Source organism: Alistipes sp. AF14-19 (genome assembly GCF_003461645.1).
Taxonomy (GTDB): domain Bacteria; phylum Bacteroidota; class Bacteroidia; order Bacteroidales; family Rikenellaceae; genus Alistipes; species Alistipes shahii.
Genome location: NZ_QTXM01000014.1, coordinates 26,279 through 42,747, shown reverse-complemented (window position 1 = coordinate 42,747; position 16,469 = coordinate 26,279). Strand labels below are relative to the sequence as shown.

Here is a 16,469-nt window from a genome sequence, read left to right as displayed (position 1 = left end):
TTTACTCATCATTCTTTAAATATTAAGCCTTATGAAAATAATTGTTACGCTTTTATCCTTGGCATTAGCCACTGGAGCATTGTTTTCATCATGCTCAAAAACGGAGTTGGGAGAAGTGACGCCTCCAGAAACCAAAGTTCCGGGCGAAGATGAAATTTCGCCACGGTTTACTTCAAATAATCTAACGTACGCTGAAGCTATAGATTTTGTACAACCCTTTTTAGAACGAGAACCAGAGTTTCGCTTTGCAAAAATATTTGATCGTGAACCTGGTTATTACATTCAATATAATGGATCATTCTGCTCATCAAAAGGACCTTCTGGGATTTGTTTCAGAGGTATTTCATGTTCTGCAATAAGACGTGAAGGAAAGCCTTTTATAATTTATTCATCAAGTCCCAGTTGGCGTAGTGATATCAATTCATTGAGTGCAAGGCTGAAAACGGCTGAAGATATATATGAAATAATGGCTGATGGCAGTAGAAATATTGTCGGCAGAACATATAAATATGAAACAAATTGCAGAAGCGAATGTTGGCTTTCGGTAAGTGCAGAAAGCGTCCCCAACTTTGAGGCAATAGTATATCAAGACTGGCCCAATTAATTATTAGTCATCTTTTCGAAATGCGTCCTTACCTCTTAATCGCCTGCCTCGCGCTGTCGTCGTGCGCCGCCTCGCAATGTCCACTGCTCTACATGAACAGAACCCGCGGCGGAGCGCCGTGTTATTTCACCGACGAATACGGCCACGCCGTTTTCGGGAATGCCCGTTACGAAGATGCCCGGCAGTTTATCGGCGACCGGGCCGCCGTACGGCTCAACGGCAAATGGGGGTTCATCGACCCCTCGGGCGCAACGGCCGTCCCCCTGCAATACGACTGGTGCGGCAGTTTCGGGGAATACGGGTTCGACAAGAGCGTCGCGATGGTCAAAAACGAAGTCGACAAATTCAAAGTGCCGATTCTCTCGGATTGCCCAACGGCCCTGATCGACCGGAAAGGCAACCGGGTCACGCCGTTCTACGGGTTCATCTTCCCGGTCCGGGACAAGGTGGCGTTCGTGAACGACGGTCGCACGGATTTCGCGGACACCCGGTTGCAGAACCTGGGCTTCGCCGACGGGAAATGGGGCTGCATCGATCCGAAAGGCCGCCTCGTCGTGCCGTGCGTCTATGAGCTGGCGTACCTGCTCATAGCCACCCCCGGATTCACAATCGTCCGGCGCGACGGCAAGTGGGGCGTGCTGAACGACCGCGGCCGACCGATCGTCCCGTGCGTCTACGACGCTGTTTATTACAAAGAAGGGCATACCGTTATCGACACGCAGGCCGACACGGCAGAAGCCGGAAAGAGCGTCGCGGCTCCGAACGGCGGTTTCCGGGAAAAACTGCTCTATATGCAGAAAGAGGGCGAAACAGAGATTTTCACCGAGAAAGGCCGACGGGTGCGCGGTCAATAAACGCCGCGGCCAATAAATAAAAAAAGCCAATCCCCGGCGGGGATTGGCTTTTTCGGTATCGGCTTTAGAAACCAGCCGGATGGAAGCGCAGGAGCGGCACGGAAACGCCGCCGCCCACGCCCCTGAAACCCGTTTTACAAACGGGCCTTGATGGCTTTCGAAGCCTCCTCGTAGCCGGGTTTGTCCAGCAGGGCGAACATGTTCTTCTTGTAGGCCTCGACGCCCGGCTGGTCGAAGGGATTCACGCCCAGCATATAGCCGCTGATGCCGCAGGCCTTCTCGAAGAAGTACAGCAGGCCGCCGATCACGCTCTCCGAGATTTCGGGAATCTCGATGCGGATGTTCGGCACGCCGCCGTCCACGTGGGCCAGCTGAACGCCCAGCTCGGCCATGCGGTTGACCTCCGAAATGCGCTTCCCGGCCAGGAAGTTCAGCCCGTCGAGGTTCTCCCCGTCAGCCTCGATCAGCACTTCGGCGGCGGGTTTGGCCACCGAAATGATCGTCTCGAACAGGGTGCGCTCGCCGTCCTGGATATACTGGCCCATCGAGTGCAGGTCGGCCGTCAGCGTGACGCTCGCCGGGAAGATGCCCTTGCCCTGCTTGCCCTCGCTCTCGCCGTAGAGCTGTTTCCACCACTCGTTGATATATTGCAGTTTAGGCTCGTAGGAACCCAGAATCTCGATCTTCTTGCCTCCGTCGTAGAGGATGTTGCGCACGGCGGCGTAGACGGCTGCCGGATTCTCCTTGAAAGCGACGCCTTCGGCCGTGGCCTTCTCCATCTCCTGCGCACCGCGGACGAGGGCCGCGATGTCCACACCGGCGACGGCCAGCGGCAGCAGCCCCACGGGGGTCAGCACCGAGAAGCGTCCGCCCACATCGTCGGGAATGACGAACGTCGGGTATCCCTCCTGCGTGGCGAGCGTCTTCAACGCCCCGCGCGCCTTGTCGGTGATGGCCACGATGCGCTCCGCAGCCTCCTTCTTGCCGTAACGCTTCTCGATCTCGGCCTTTATGAGGCGGAACGCGATGGCCGGCTCGGTCGTCGTGCCCGACTTCGAAATCACGATGGCGGCGATCGAATGCTCCTTCAGCGCGGCGAGCAGTTCGGCGGTGTAATCCTCCGAAATGTTCTGTCCGGCGAAAATGACCGTGGGGTCCTTCTGCTCCTTGTGCAGCAGTTTGAAGGGGTCGCTCATGGCTTCGAGCACGGCCTTGGCGCCGAGGTACGAGCCGCCGATGCCGATGCAGACGACCACGTCGGCCTTCGAGCGCAGTTTCGCAGCCTCCTTCCGGATGGCGTCGATCTCGTTCTCCGAAATCGAGGAGGGGAGGTGCACCCAACCCAGAAAATCGTTGCCGGCGCCTTTGCCCGAATGCAGCAGGGCATTGGCTGTCTGCGCTTTGGCCTCGATGTCGGCGGAAATTTCAATGCCCGTCTTGGCAATGTCCAATTTCACATTTTTCATCATATCGCTAACTAAATTAATTTGGTTGTCAGTTCCTGCATGCACCTGCGCGCCGAGGCGCCCTCGTAGAGCACCCGGTAAACCATGTCGGCGATGGGCATGTCGACCCGGTGGCGGAAGTTGATGTGACGGATGCAGTCGGCCGCGAAATAGCCCTCGGCGACCATCGTCATCTCGTTCAGGGCGCTCTTGACGGTACAGCCGTGGCCGATGAGCAGCCCCAGCCGGCGGTTGCGGCTGTAAGTCGAATAGCAGGTCACCAGCAGGTCGCCCAGATAGGCCGAGACCTGCGTGTTGCGCTCATCGGGATAACTCTCCTCCAGGAAACGCGTCATCTCGCCCGCCGCATTGGCGATCAGCACGGCCAGAAAATTGTCGCCGTAGCCCAGCCCCACGGCGATGCCGACCGAAAGGGCGTAGATATTCTTGAGAATTGCGGCGTATTCGACGCCATAGAGATCCGCGGAATAGCTGAGGCGAATGTTCTCCCCGGCAAAGCGTTCGCCGATGCGCCGCGCGTTTTCGGGATCGGCGCAGACGACCGTGAGGTACGAAAGCTTGCCGCGCGAGACCTCCTCGGCGTGCGAAGGCCCGGTCACCAGCCCGATCTGCCTATACGACAGCCCGTAATGGTCGTGGATGTACTCCACGACGGTCTGATAGTCGCCCGGGACGATGCCCTTGATGGCCGAAACGACGAATTTGTCACGGAGCGGAACGGTCAGCGGGGCGAGGAAATCCTTGAGGTAGGCCGAAGGCGTGGCGAGGATCACGATGTCGGCGTCGCGCACCACGGCGTCGAGGTCGGAAGAGGGGGCGATGCTGTTGCGGTCGAACTCCAGATCGTTCAGATAGCGGGGATTGCGGCCGTCCGAGCACAGCGATTCGAGCACCTCGGGATTGCGGACATACCACCCTACGCGCCGGCCGTTGGCTGCAAGCAGTCCGACGATGGCCGTCGCCCAGCTTCCATAGCCGATGACCGCACAGCGGGCATCGGTTCCGATTTTGTATTCCATGCGGAGATTCAGTTTTTCCAGCACAAATGTAATTAAAAAAAATCAGAATAAAATACAAAAAGTTCCGGGGCTTTTTGCTACCTTTGTCGGGATATGTCATCCGCCGAAGCCCGAAGCGACGTTGCGGGTGCATATCGGATTGAGAATAAAGCATTTCACGAAACAGAACAGTTGGGTGTAAGAATATGGGAATTTTTTCATTGACACAGGAGTTGGCCATCGACCTCGGAACGGCCAACACGCTGATAATTTACAACGGAAAGGTCGTCGTCGACGAACCTTCGATCGTGGCGCTGGACGTCCACACGGGCAAGCTCGTGGCCATCGGCCAGCAGGCCCGCCAGATGCACGAGAAGACCAACCCGAACATCAAAACCATCCGTCCGCTCAAAGACGGCGTGATCGCCGACTTCAACGCCACGGAGTTGATGCTGCGCGGCATGATCAAGAAGGTCAAGACCTCGGGCAGCCTCTTCGCACCCTCGCTGCGCATGGTGATCTGCATTCCCTCCGGGTCGACCAACGTCGAAATACGCGCCGTGCGCGACTCGGCCGAACACGCCGGAGGACGCGAAGTCTACATGATCTACGAACCGATGGCCGCGGCGCTCGGCGCGGGTCTCGACGTGGAGGCCCCCGAAGGCAACATGGTCATCGACATCGGCGGCGGCACGTCGGAGATCGCCTGCATCTCGCTGGGGGGCATCGTCTGCTCGGAGTCGATCAACACCGCGGGCGACGTCTTCACCAACGACATCCAGAGCTACGTCCGCCAGCAGCACAACATCCGCATCGGCGAACGCACGGCCGAGGCGATCAAATGTTCGATCGGCGCCGCCGTTTCGGACCTGGAGCAGGAACCCGAGGACTTCGTCGTGACGGGTCCCAACATGCTGACCGCACTGCCCCAGACCGTGTCGCTCTCGTACAGCGAAATCGCCTACGCGCTGGAAAAGTCGCTCACGAAGATCGACGCGGCGCTGATGAAGGTGCTCGAATCCATGCCGCCCGAGCTGTACGCCGACATCGTGAAGAACGGCATCTACCTCGCCGGCGGCGGCGCGCTGATCAAGGGACTCGACCGGCGGCTGAACGAAAAGACCGGCATTCCGTTCCACATCGCCGAAGACCCGCTGCGGGCCATCGCCCGCGGAACAGGAATCGCGCTGAAGAATATCAACCGGTTCTCGTTCCTGATGAAGTGATTCTTGCGATAACGGCCGTCTTCCGCACGTCGTTCGCCGTCCGGTGCAGTCACATACCCGAGTATGCCCCTGCACCGCCGACTTCGCGAAGCCCGAAATACGGTTCGTTCCGACAAGAATCGGATAAATTGACAAATACGGATTGCGGGCCTTGGTCCGCAATCTTAAATTAAGGAACTGCTTTGCGCAAACTGTTCGAGTTCATACGAAGCATCTACGTCGTGGTGCTGTTCGTGGCGTTGGAGGTCGCGGCCATCAGCTACTACGCCCACTCCACCCACTACACCCAGGCCCGGCTGCTCGCACGGTCGAACCAGGTGGCGGGAGGCGTGCACGGATTTTTCGCGGGCATAAGGCGTTACTTCAGCCTCGGGCACGAAAACCGGCTACTGCTGGGCCGCGTCGCACAGCTCGAAGAGCGGCTCGCCCAGTACGAGGAGGCCGAAACCAACGCGCGGCTGGACAGCTATATGCAGGACATCGGCGAATCGAAATACCGCTTCGTCACGGCATCGGTCGTGGCCAACACGGTCAACCGGGCGCAGAACCTCATCACGCTCAACCGCGGACGTCAGGACGGCGTGGTCGAAGAGATGGCCGTCCTCTCGCCCGACGGCGCGATGGCCGGCTACGTCGTCGACTGCACGGAACGCTACGCCGTGGCGATGTCGGTGCTGAACACCTCGTTCCGGGCCAGCGGCAAGCTCGCCGACGCCGAATATTACGGCTCGATCTATTGGGACAGGCTGGACCAGAACGTGGTGATCCTCGGCGAGCTGTCGAAATACGCCGACCCGAAGCCCGGACAGGAGGTCGTGACGACCGGATTCTCGCAGTATTTTCCCGCCGACGTGCTGATCGGTTGGGTCGAGAGCGCCTCGCTCAACGAGACCCGCACGGCCTACACGGTACGGGTGCGGCTCGCAGCCGAAATGTCGCGGCTGAACGAAGTCGTGCTGGTCGGCAACCGCGACTTCTACGAAATCCGCAACCTGCAGCAAAGCGAACAAATCGAACAACACACCCGGAACGACTAAATGTACCGCACACTACCATATCTCGGACTTTTCGCGGCGGCGGCGCTGCTTCAGGTTTTCCTGTTCGACAACCTGACCATCAGCATCTACCTCAACCCGCTCGTATACATCGTCTTCATCGCCCTGCTGCCGCTCGACACGCCGCCCGCGGCAGTTCTGGGCGCCGGACTGGCGCTGGGCGTCACGATGGACTTCGCCATGGGCGCGGCGGGGATCAACACGATCGCCACGCTGCTGATCGCCTTCCTGCGCCCGACCCTCGCCGGCATGATCTGCGGCCGCGACAACGTCCGCGAAGGGGGCATCCCCTCGTCGGCGCGTCTGGGCGAACGAAAGCTCATCACCTACCTCGTGGCGCTGACGCTCGTGCATCACGCCGTATTCTTTTCGCTGGAGGCCCTTTCGTGGACCCACGCGCTCCATACGCTGCTGCGCATCGTCGTCAGCACGGCGGTATCGGCGGGCTTCATCTGGATCATCGCCCGCATCTTCACCGCCAAAATCCCCGTGCGCATATGAGAAACTCCGAGAGTTTCATGCGGATGCGCACCCTGCAAGTCATCGTCCTGCTGATCTTCGCGCTGATCGTCGGACGGCTGGCCTACATCCAGCTCTTCGATTCGCGCTACGACGATCTGGCGCGCGCCAACGTGCTGCGCCACGTCGTGCAGTACCCGCCGCGCGGCGAGGTCTTCGACCGCAACGGCGAATATCTGGTGCAGAGCCGCGAATGCTACGACCTAATGGTCATATCGAGCGAAATCGGCAAACAGGGCTTCGACACGGCCCGCATGTGCGACGTGCTGGGACTTTCGCGCGCCCGGCTCGAACGCGAACTGGCCAACGCGCGGATGCGTCCGCGGGCGCCGCGGCTGATTATGAACTACATCTCCAAGGAGGACAAACTGCGCTTCGACGAGTGCAACTTCCGGGGGTTCTACACCGTCTACCGCACCGTCCGCCGGTATCCCCGCGAAGTGGGCGGCAACCTGCTGGGGTATGTGAGCGAGGTGAACCCCGACTACCTGAAGCGCAACCCCGAATACAAGACGGGCGACTACGTAGGGATGAACGGCGTGGAGTCGGCCTACGAGCCGCAGCTCCGGGGCCGCAAGGGCGTCCGGATTCAGGAGATCGACACCCACGGGGCGATCAAGGGTTCCTACATGAACGGCCGCTACGACTCGGTTCCCGAACCGGGACGCTATCTGGTGAGCACCATCGACGCCCGCCTGCAACTGCTGGGCGAGGAGCTGATGCGCGGCAAGGTGGGAGCCGCGGTGGCCATCGAGCCTTCGACGGGCGAAATCCTGATGATGGTCTCCTCGCCGACGTACGATCCGGACCAGCTGGTGGGGCGCCAGCGGGGCAACAACTACATGAAGATGCTCTACAACAAGCGCAAGCCGCTGTTCAACCGTGCGGTGAAGGCCAAATATCCCCCGGGGTCGACCTTCAAGCTGGTGCAGGGGCTGATCGGCCTTCAGGAAGGGGTGCTCCGGCCTTCGGACCTGCACTCCTGCCACATGGGCTACCAGGCGGGCCGCCTGAAGATGGCCTGCCACGCCCACGCCTCGCCGCTGGACCTGCGCTTCGCGGTGGCGACCTCGTGCAACGCCTACTTCTGCTACGTCTTCCGCGACATCCTCGACAACCCCAAATACGGAAGCGTGAAGGAGGGTTACGACGTCTGGAAACAATATGTCGAGAGCTTCGGATTCGGGCGCAAGCTGGGTTCGGACTTCCTCGACGAGGGCAACGGATACGTGCCCGACCGCGCCTACTACGACCGCCAGTACCGGGGTTCGTGGAACTCGCTCACGGTGCTGTCGCTCTCGATCGGGCAGGATGCGCTGGGCTGCACGCCGTTGCAGCTGGCCAATCTGGCGTGCATCGTGGCCAACCGAGGCTACTACTACATCCCGCACATCGTGAAGAAGATCGAAGGACAGGACTCGCTCGACGCGCGTTTCTACGAACGCCACTACACGATGGTCGAACCGAAACACTTCGAACCCATCGTCGAGGGCATGTGGCGGGGCGTGAACGTCGGGGGAACCTCGACCCGCGCCCGGCTCGAAGGATTGGACGTCTGCGGCAAGACCGGAACGGCCGAAAACCCGCGCGGCCGCGACCACTCGACCTTTCTCTCGTTCGCACCGAAGGACAATCCGAAGATCGCCATTTCGGTCTACGTCGAAAACGGCGGATTCGGCGCCTCGGCGGCCCTGCCGATCGCCAGCCTGCTGGAAGAGTACTACCTGACGGACACGATCCGCAGGCCCGAACTGCTGCAATACATCAAGGACATGAACATCTATTATCCCGCTTATGACAAATAACCGGCATAACGGCATCTTTTACGGCGTGGACGGCTGGACCGTCCTGCTCTACGTGCTGATCGTCGCGGCGGGATGGATCTCGATCACTTCGGCGTCGTACGACGACAGCGCGGCCGACCTGCTCTCGTTCTCGCACTTCTACATGAAGCAGCTGATGTGGATCGGCATGGCGTGGGTCACGGCGATCATCGTCCTGCTGCTCGACGAACGGTTCTACCACATGTTCGCCTACCCGGCCTATCTGGGCGGCATCGCGCTGCTCGTGGCCGCGCTGCTCTTCGGCCGCGAGGTCAACGGCGCGAAGGCGTGGTTCGAGTTCGGGTCGCTGCGCGTGCAGCCCGTGGAGTTCGCCAAGATCGCCACGGCCCTGGCCCTGGCCCGCGTGATGAGCGAATACTCCTTCTCGATCAACCGCGCGGGCGACTTGATGAAGGTCGCCGTGGTGATCTGCATTCCGCTCTTCATCATCATCCTGCAGAACGACACCGGGTCGGGCATCGTGCTGGGGTCGTTCCTTTTCGTGCTCTACCGCGAAGGGCTGAACAAATGGCTCTGCATCCCGGTGCTGCTGATCGCCGCGCTGTTCATCGTCTCGTTCCTCCTCTCGCCGATGACACTGCTCGTGACGCTGATTCTGGTCTGCACGCTCTCCGAGGCGATGATGAACGGCCAGTGGCGTTCGCGCCTCGTGTTCCTGGCCGCGGTGATGCTGTCGGCCATCCTGCTATGCCTCGTGATGGCGCTGATCGCCCCCGGAACGCTCGATCTCTACCACAGCCTGCTCACAACGACCCTCGCGGCCATGGTCTTCGCTGCCGTATACGCCTACCGCTCGAATCTCGCCAACATCTTCATCACGCTGGGACTGTTCGTCGGTTCGCTCGTCTTCCTGCCCACCACCGACTACATCTTCAATTCGATTCTCAAACAGCACCAGCGCGACCGTATATTAAGCTTCCTGGGCATCATCAGCGACCCGCTCGGAACCGACTACAACGTCAACCAGGCGAAAATCGCCATCGGCTCGGGCAACTTCTGGGGCAAGGGCTTCCTCGAAGGGACCCAGATCAAATACGGGTTCGTCCCCGAAAAGCACACCGACTTCATCTTCTGCACCGTGGGCGAGGAGTGGGGATTCCTCGGCTCGGTCGTGGTGCTGACGCTGCTGTGCCTGCTGATCCTGCGGCTGATGCGCATGGGCGAACGGCAGCAGGAGCCGTTCGGACGCATCTACTGCTACTGCGTGGCGGCGATCCTGCTGTTCCACGTGCTGGTCAACGTGGGCATGACCATCGGCCTGATGCCCGTGATGGGCATTCCGCTGCCGTTTATGAGCTACGGAGGCTCGTCGCTCATCGCCTTCACGATCCTGCTGTTCATCGCCGTGCGGCTCGACGCCTCGACACGACAATTTTCCGTACACAAACTATAATACCCGATGATTCGCTACAACCCCAAAGGACTGACTACCCCGCAAATCGACGAAAGCCGCCGGCGCCACGGCGACAACGTCATCACCCCGCCGAAGGACGATTCGGCCTGGCGCCTGCTGCTGGAAAAATTCCGCGACCCGATCATCCGCATCCTCCTGCTGGCCGCCGTGCTGTCGCTCATCATCGGATTCGTCCACAAGGACTTCACCGAATCGGTGGGCATCATCTGCGCCATCATCCTCGCCACCTGCGTCGGATTCTGGTTCGAATGGGATGCCCAGCGGCGTTTCCGGAGGCTCAACCAAGTGAACGACGACATCCCCGTGAAGGTGATGCGCGAAGGGTCGATCCGCGAAATTCCGCGACGCGACGTGGTCACGGGCGACGTGGTCTACATCGAGAGCGGCGAGACGATTCCCGCCGACGGCGAACTGGTCGAGGCCGTATCGCTGAAAATCAACGAATCGACGCTCACGGGCGAACCCGAGGTGGACAAGACGGTCAACGAAGCCGACTTCGACCCCGAGGCGACCTATCCCTCGAACGCGGTGCTGCGCGGCACGACCGTGGCAGACGGTTACGGCGTGATGGTCGTAACGGCCGTGGGCGATGCGACCGAAGCCGGACGCGTCACGGAGCAGTCGACCGTGCAGAGCGAAGAGCAGACGCCCCTCGACCGTCAGCTGACGCGCCTCTCGCGTCTGATCGGCCGGCTGGGCATCCTCCTTTCGGCGCTTATCTTCTGCGTGATGCTCGGAAAGGCGATCTTCGCGGGCGGGCTGCTCGAGAGCGACTGGCTGACCATCTCGCAGCACGTGCTGCAAATCTTCATGGTTTCGGTGGCCATCATCGTCATGGCCGTGCCCGAAGGGCTTCCGATGTCGATCACGCTGTCGCTGGCGATGTCCATGCGACGGATGCTGAAGACCAACAACCTCGTGCGCAAAATGCACGCCTGCGAGACGATGGGCGCCGTGACGGTCATCTGCACCGACAAGACCGGCACGCTGACCCAGAACCGCATGCACGTGCAGGAACTGATCCGCTACGACACGCTTCCCGCACGGGAATTCGCCGAGGTCGTGGCCCTGAACACCACGGCGTTCCTCGACGCCGAAGGCCATATCATCGGCAACCCCACGGAAGGGGCCTTGCTCGAATGGATGCGCGCCGGAGGCGAGGACTACGAACCGCTGCGCGCCGAAGCGAAGATCGTCAACCGGCTGACCTTCTCGACCGAACGCAAATACATGGCCACGATCATCGAAAGCGGCATCTCGGGCCGCCGCATCCTCTGTGTGAAGGGCGCCCCGGAGATCGTGCGCACGATGTGCGCCCCGGACGGCAAGGACGCGCAGGTCGCCGAACAGCTCCTCGGGTTCCAGAGCCGCGCCATGCGCACGCTGGCCGTGGCGTGGGCGGAAACCGCGTCGGACGACTGCCTCGAAGCGGTCAAGGCGGGCGGGCTGCACTTCGCGGCGGTGGCCGCCATCTCGGACCCCGTGCGCGAGGACGTTCCGGCGGCCGTCGCACGCTGCCTGGAGGCGGGAATCGGCATCAAGATCGTCACGGGCGACACCCCGGCCACGGCGCGCGAAATCGCCCGCCAGATCGGGCTGTGGAACGACGCCGCGGATGGCGAACGGAACCACATCACCGGCACGGAGTTCGCCGCCATGAGCGACGAGGAGCTGCAGGGACGCGTGCAGGAGCTGAAGATCATGTCCCGGGCCAGGCCGCTGGACAAGCAGCGTCTCGTCAAGCTGTTGCAGCAGCGCGGCGAGGTGGTGGCCGTGACGGGCGACGGCACGAACGACGCCCCGGCGCTCAATTTCGCCAACGTGGGTCTTTCGATGGGCTCGGGAACCTCCGTGGCGAAGGACGCCTCGGACATCACGCTGCTGGACGACTCGTTCGCCTCGATCGCCACGGCCGTCATGTGGGGACGTTCGCTCTACCGCAATATCCAGCGTTTCGTGCTGTTCCAGCTGACGATAAACTTCGCGGCCATCACCATCTGCTTCATCGGCGCGTTGTTCGGAACCGACATGCCGCTCACGGTGGTGCAGATTCTCTGGGTGAACATCATCATGGACACCTTCGCGGCGATGGCCATGGCCTCGCTGCCGCCCAACCCCGAAGTGATGCGCGACAAACCGCGCCCGAGGGACGAATTCATCATCACCCCCGCCATGGCCCGCACCCTCTTCACGTGCGGCGCGGCGATGGTGGTCGTACTGCTGGGAATGCTCTTCCGGTGGACGATCCTGCAAGGCGGACTCACGGTGGAGCAACTGACCGTGTTCTTCTCGACGTTCGTCTTCCTCCAGTTCTGGAACATGTTCAACGCCAAGGGATTCGAGACGCGCCATTCGGTCTTCACATGTCTCGGCGGCTGCCGCGAATTCTTCCTGATCCTCGCGGCGATCGGCGTGGGACAGGTGCTGATCGTGGAATTCGGAGGCGAGGTGTTCCGCACCGAACCGCTCTCGTGGATGCAATGGGCCGAGGTGATCGGATTCACCTCGCTGCTGGCTGTCGGCGGCGAAATCATCCGTGCAATCCACAGAAAAAGAAAACAGTTGCGATAAAATACGATGCTCAAACGCCTGACCGCCGCCTGCCTGCTCTCATTCGCGGGCCTGGGAGCAGCGGCGCAATTACCGGACAGCGCAGACATGAGCGCCGGAGGGGAGTTCCGACGGCGCATCGACCGCCACACCTCGACAAAAGCCTACCGCATGCTCTTCGTCGGCACGCCGCTGATCGTGGGCGGCGTCGTGATGCAGGCCTACGATTCCGACTTCCAGCGTCTGCGCAACGGGTACAGCCGTTCGTTCCGCCACGACTACGACGACTGGCTCCAGTACGCTCCCGCCGGGGCGATGGTGGCCCTGAAAGCCTGCGGCGTCAGGGGACGCAGTTCATGGGGCCGCATGCTGGTCTCCGACGCCTTTTCGGCGGGACTCATGGCCATCGGGGTCAACTCGCTCAAATACTCCTGCCGTGTGATGCGCCCCGACGGATCGTCGCGCAACTCCTTCCCCTCGGGGCATACGGCGACGGCCTTCATGGCCGCCACGATGCTCCACAAGGAGTACGGCCACCGCAGCCCGTGGTACAGCATCGGGGGCTACACCGTGGCGACGGTCACGGGCGTCACCCGTCAGCTCAACAACCGGCACTGGATGAGCGACATCATGGTCGGAGCCGGTATCGGCATCCTCGCCACGGAGCTGGGATATTTCCTCGCAGACCTGATTTTCAAGGAGAAGGGGCTGAACGTCACGGAAACCTACTCGGTCTACGACCGCTGCCGCCGGCCGTCGTTCCTCGGGTTCAGCCTCGGATTCTCGACCGTCCCCGGAAGCTACACGCCCTACCCCGGGATGCACATGCAGTTCCTCTCGGGGCCGGCCGTCTCGGTGCAGGGCGCCTGGTTCGCAACGCCCTACTGGGGTTTCGGCGGCCGCATGTCGTGCACCAACCTGCGCGTGAAAGTCAACGGCGTGGCGCAGAACGACAATCTGGAGTGTGCGTCGATGTACGCGGGACCCTATTTTTCCCACCCCTTTTCGATGCGGTGGCTCGTGGGCGCCAAACTGCTCGGAGGGTGCGAGATCTACAAACCGTGCCGCACGGATTTCCGCAGGCTGGAAAGACGCGCCGGATTCTCCTTCGGAACCGGGCTTTCGACCACTTACCTCGCCACGCAAAACCTCGGCGTGCGCTTCTCGACCGATTACGACGTCGCACCTCCCGTGGTGCGTTCGTCGCGCGAACGGCTTCACAAGCTCACCTTCAGCATGGAGGTCTGCGCGGTATTCTGAAACGCAAAGGGCGGACCCGTGGGTCCGCCCTTTGCGTTTTCTTTCCGGGCCCTTACAGGAACGACTCCCCCTGCGCGGCGCTGCGCAGCCGCCCGGCCGTGACGCCGTCCTTCACCGCAGCAGGGATCGCCACCCCGGAATAGACCGAGACGACGCCGTCCTTCAGCGCGCGGAGCCGCAGTTCCCGCTTCGTCATTTTTTCAACCGCATAGCTGCTGTCCCACGGCGTACCGTCGGCATAGGTCCCCGAAAGCACCTGCCCGGTCGCCGGATCGCCGACAAGGGCGTAGGTCCCGGTGAACCGGGCGTACCCGAACGTCCCGATACTCTGGTAAAGGGTGAATGTCCCGTCTTCGCCGAGTTGCAGGTAAACCGTTCCGGTCAAGGCCGTACCGTCCTTCCAGCGGGTCAGCATCCAGCCGTCGTAGTTCGCCTCGTCCTCACCGCCGCCCTTGTCTCCGCCGCAGCCGACAGCCAGCAGAGCCGCGGCCGCCACGGCAAAAAGGCTCAATCCGATTTTCATACCCAAGGCCGTCCCGCTCCTGGTTTCCGCAAAGACGGATTACAAATATAGGGATTGGAACCCGAAATCCAAAGCAGAGCTGCAAAAATCCCCGGCGGCAGATGAAACAGGCGCCCGTTGGCACAAAAAATGCACGTTCCGGACTGCGGCTTTCCCCCGGCAACACATTATGAAACTGCGTCTCGGTCTGATACTTCTGTTATTCGCGGCATCGGCAGGCATTCTTGCCTGGATGTACTACGCTGCGACGCGCGAACCCCGGTCGCCGAAGGGTTCGCCGTGGGCCGAAACGCTCGCCGACCTGGACGCCTGCTGCCGCCGCAAACACGTCAAATCGGTGCAATACGACCATTTCGCAGGCATCGCGGCCGACGAAGAGCGCCACACGGCCGAACGGCTGTTCCGGGCCATGGCCTTCTCCGAGCGGTTGCAGGAGAACAACTGCGCGACGGCGATCCTCCATCTCGGAGGTCATTACACGCCCCCGGGGAAGATCATCATTTTCGGCGGCACGACCGACGGCAACCTCGAACGGAGCGTCGCCTACGAACGACAGGCCCACGCCGGACGCTCCGGAGCCGACATCCGCCGGGCGATGGAGCGCGGCAACCGCTATGCGGCGCGCATACTGACCTGGGCCTCGGCGGGAGACATGCGGAACATCGCCCTGCTGGAACGCTGCCGGCAGGAGGGACGCAACGCCCCGGACACGGGCCGGTTCGCAGTCTGCCCGAACTGCGGCAACCTCTATCCGTCGGAATACGCCGACTGGTACTGCCCCGCCTGCCTGACGGAGGGAAAAAGGTTTGTCCTCTTCGAGTGAGCCATGCTACATAGGGGGGGGGATGAACGAAGCGAGGCACGAACCGGTAATCCCGTCCGTGCCTCGCAGGTACAAGGGCAAAACGCCCCGTGAAATCAGCGACTACTCCTCGTCGGCGTCCTTCATGGTGTGGTATACGTTCACCACGTCGTCGTCCTCTTCGAGTTTCTCGACCAGCTTCTCGACCGATTCGCGGCCTTCGGCGTCAAGCTCCTTCACGTCGGAGGGGATACGCACCGACTCGCCCGAGACGATCTCGAAGCCCTTGTCGTCGAGCCACTTCTGGATGGCGCCGAACGATTCGTAGGGGGCGTAAACCGTGATTCCGTCCTCCTCGGAGTAGAACTCGTCGACCCCCAGGTCGATCATCTCCAGCTCCAGCTCCTCGGGATCGACACCCTCGGCGGCGCGGAACTTGAAGACGCACTTGTGGTCGAACAGGAAGCCCACCGAGCCGCTGTTGCCCAGCGTGCCGCCGCATTTGTTGAAATACATGCGCACGTTGGCCACGGTGCGGTTGGTGTTGTCGGTGGCCGTTTCGACGAGGAACGCAATGCCGTGAGGGCCGTATCCCTCGTAGATCACCTCCTTGTAGTCGGCGGCATCCTTCTCGGTGGCGCGCTTGATGGCCCGTTCGATGTTCTCCTTGGGCATGTTCTCGGCCTTGGCGTTCTGAATCAGAATGCGCAGGCGGGTGTTGCCCGACGGGTCGGAACCTCCGGCCTTGACGGCGATCTCGATCTCTTTGCCCAACTTGGTGAAGGTGCGGGCCATGTGACCCCAGCGTTTCATTTTTCGCGCTTTGCGATACTCAAAGGCTCTTCCCATAAGATTATCGTTTTTTTTCGGATTTTTTCGTTCGTGGTGCAAAGGTATAAAATTCGGAGTTAAAAATTAAAGATTAAAAATTAAAAATTACTTTTGTACCGTATAAAAACACCTGAATCTATGGAGATCAAAAGTCGTTTCGACCATTTCAACATCAACGTAACGGACCTCGACCGCAGCATCGCCTTCTACGACAAGGCCCTCGGGCTGCGGGAAACGGGCCGCAAAGAGGCCTCCGACGGAGGATTCACGCTGGTCTATCTGGGCGACGGACAAAGCCCCTTCCGCCTGGAGCTTACCTGGCTGCGCGACCACGCCGCCGCGCCCTACGAGCTGGGCGAGAACGAGAGCCACCTCTGCATGCGCGTGGCGGGCGACTACGACGCCGTGCGCGAGCACCACCGCGCCATGGGCTGCGTCTGTTACGAAAACCACGACATGGGGCTTTACTTCATCAACGACCCCGACGACTACTGGATCGAAATATTACCCCTGAAATAACCGC

At 61.0% G+C, this 16,469-nt stretch carries 15 protein-coding genes; 11 read left to right on the top strand and 4 right to left on the bottom strand.

The features are described from left to right. The first annotated feature begins 31 nt into the window (after positions 1–31). Both DWW03_RS16475 and DWW03_RS11835 read left to right on the top strand, forming a co-directional pair. Complete coding sequence (locus tag DWW03_RS16475) at positions 32–604, top strand: hypothetical protein (protein ID WP_022061785.1); 573 nt, start codon at positions 32–34, stop codon at positions 602–604. A 20-nt stretch (positions 605–624) separates the two neighbouring features. Then, on the top strand, positions 625–1,458 hold the full coding sequence (locus DWW03_RS11835; RefSeq protein ID WP_118406790.1) for a WG repeat-containing protein: 834 nt from the start codon (positions 625–627) through the stop codon (positions 1,456–1,458). A 134-nt stretch (positions 1,459–1,592) separates the two neighbouring features. On the opposite strand, the gene DWW03_RS11830 is transcribed toward DWW03_RS11835, so the two are convergent. Both DWW03_RS11830 and DWW03_RS11825 read right to left on the bottom strand, forming a co-directional pair. Beyond that, positions 1,593–2,924 (bottom strand): glucose-6-phosphate isomerase, encoded by a 1,332-nt coding sequence (locus DWW03_RS11830; RefSeq protein ID WP_118406798.1) that lies wholly within the window; start codon positions 2,922–2,924, stop codon positions 1,593–1,595. Between the two features lie 11 nt (positions 2,925–2,935). Further along, positions 2,936–3,943 carry an NAD(P)H-dependent glycerol-3-phosphate dehydrogenase gene (locus DWW03_RS11825; RefSeq protein WP_022061247.1) on the bottom strand — a complete coding sequence of 336 codons (1,008 nt, stop codon included), beginning with the start codon at positions 3,941–3,943 and terminating at the stop codon, positions 2,936–2,938. Between the two features lie 185 nt (positions 3,944–4,128). Between DWW03_RS11825 and DWW03_RS11820 the strand changes: the two genes are divergently transcribed. From DWW03_RS11820 to DWW03_RS11790, 7 genes are all read left to right on the top strand, one after another. Then, positions 4,129–5,148 carry a rod shape-determining protein gene (locus tag DWW03_RS11820; protein WP_010266755.1) on the top strand — a complete coding sequence of 340 codons (1,020 nt, stop codon included), beginning with the start codon at positions 4,129–4,131 and terminating at the stop codon, positions 5,146–5,148. A gap of 182 nt (positions 5,149–5,330) precedes the next feature. Continuing rightward, a complete protein-coding gene (mreC, locus tag DWW03_RS11815) occupies positions 5,331–6,185 on the top strand; it encodes a rod shape-determining protein MreC (protein ID WP_022061246.1) in 855 nt (284 codons plus the stop codon). Beyond that, a complete protein-coding gene (locus DWW03_RS11810) occupies positions 6,186–6,704 on the top strand; it encodes a hypothetical protein (RefSeq protein WP_022061245.1) in 519 nt (172 codons plus the stop codon). Next, positions 6,701–8,527 carry a peptidoglycan D,D-transpeptidase FtsI family protein gene (locus tag DWW03_RS11805; RefSeq protein WP_015547280.1) on the top strand — a complete coding sequence of 609 codons (1,827 nt, stop codon included), beginning with the start codon at positions 6,701–6,703 and terminating at the stop codon, positions 8,525–8,527. Before DWW03_RS11810 ends, DWW03_RS11805 begins: the two co-directional genes overlap by 4 nt. After that, positions 8,517–9,959 carry a rod shape-determining protein RodA gene (gene rodA / locus DWW03_RS11800; RefSeq protein WP_022061244.1) on the top strand — a complete coding sequence of 481 codons (1,443 nt, stop codon included), beginning with the start codon at positions 8,517–8,519 and terminating at the stop codon, positions 9,957–9,959. Before DWW03_RS11805 ends, rodA begins: the two co-directional genes overlap by 11 nt. Before the next feature lie 6 nt (positions 9,960–9,965). Then, a complete protein-coding gene (locus tag DWW03_RS11795) occupies positions 9,966–12,551 on the top strand; it encodes a calcium-translocating P-type ATPase, PMCA-type (protein WP_118406789.1) in 2,586 nt (861 codons plus the stop codon). Positions 12,552–12,557: 6 nt separating this feature from the next. Continuing rightward, positions 12,558–13,790 carry a phosphatase PAP2 family protein gene (locus DWW03_RS11790; RefSeq protein WP_118406788.1) on the top strand — a complete coding sequence of 411 codons (1,233 nt, stop codon included), beginning with the start codon at positions 12,558–12,560 and terminating at the stop codon, positions 13,788–13,790. 52 nt (positions 13,791–13,842) lie between these two features. Here DWW03_RS11790 and DWW03_RS11785 read toward each other — a convergent pair whose 3' ends face one another. Next, on the bottom strand, positions 13,843–14,313 hold the full coding sequence (locus DWW03_RS11785; protein ID WP_022061238.1) for a hypothetical protein: 471 nt from the start codon (positions 14,311–14,313) through the stop codon (positions 13,843–13,845). Between the two features lie 169 nt (positions 14,314–14,482). On the opposite strand from DWW03_RS11785, the gene DWW03_RS11780 reads away from it, so the two are divergent. Beyond that, positions 14,483–15,136 carry a rubrerythrin family protein gene (locus tag DWW03_RS11780; RefSeq protein ID WP_022061237.1) on the top strand — a complete coding sequence of 218 codons (654 nt, stop codon included), beginning with the start codon at positions 14,483–14,485 and terminating at the stop codon, positions 15,134–15,136. A gap of 102 nt (positions 15,137–15,238) precedes the next feature. On the opposite strand, the gene DWW03_RS11775 is transcribed toward DWW03_RS11780, so the two are convergent. Beyond that, the gene (locus tag DWW03_RS11775; RefSeq protein WP_022061236.1) at positions 15,239–15,964 is read right to left on the bottom strand and encodes a YebC/PmpR family DNA-binding transcriptional regulator; all 726 of its coding nucleotides are present in this window, start codon (positions 15,962–15,964) and stop codon (positions 15,239–15,241) included. Positions 15,965–16,084: 120 nt separating this feature from the next. Between DWW03_RS11775 and DWW03_RS11770 the strand changes: the two genes are divergently transcribed. Next, the gene (locus DWW03_RS11770; RefSeq protein ID WP_022061235.1) at positions 16,085–16,465 is read left to right on the top strand and encodes a VOC family protein; all 381 of its coding nucleotides are present in this window, start codon (positions 16,085–16,087) and stop codon (positions 16,463–16,465) included. The last annotated feature ends 4 nt before the right edge of the window (positions 16,466–16,469 follow it).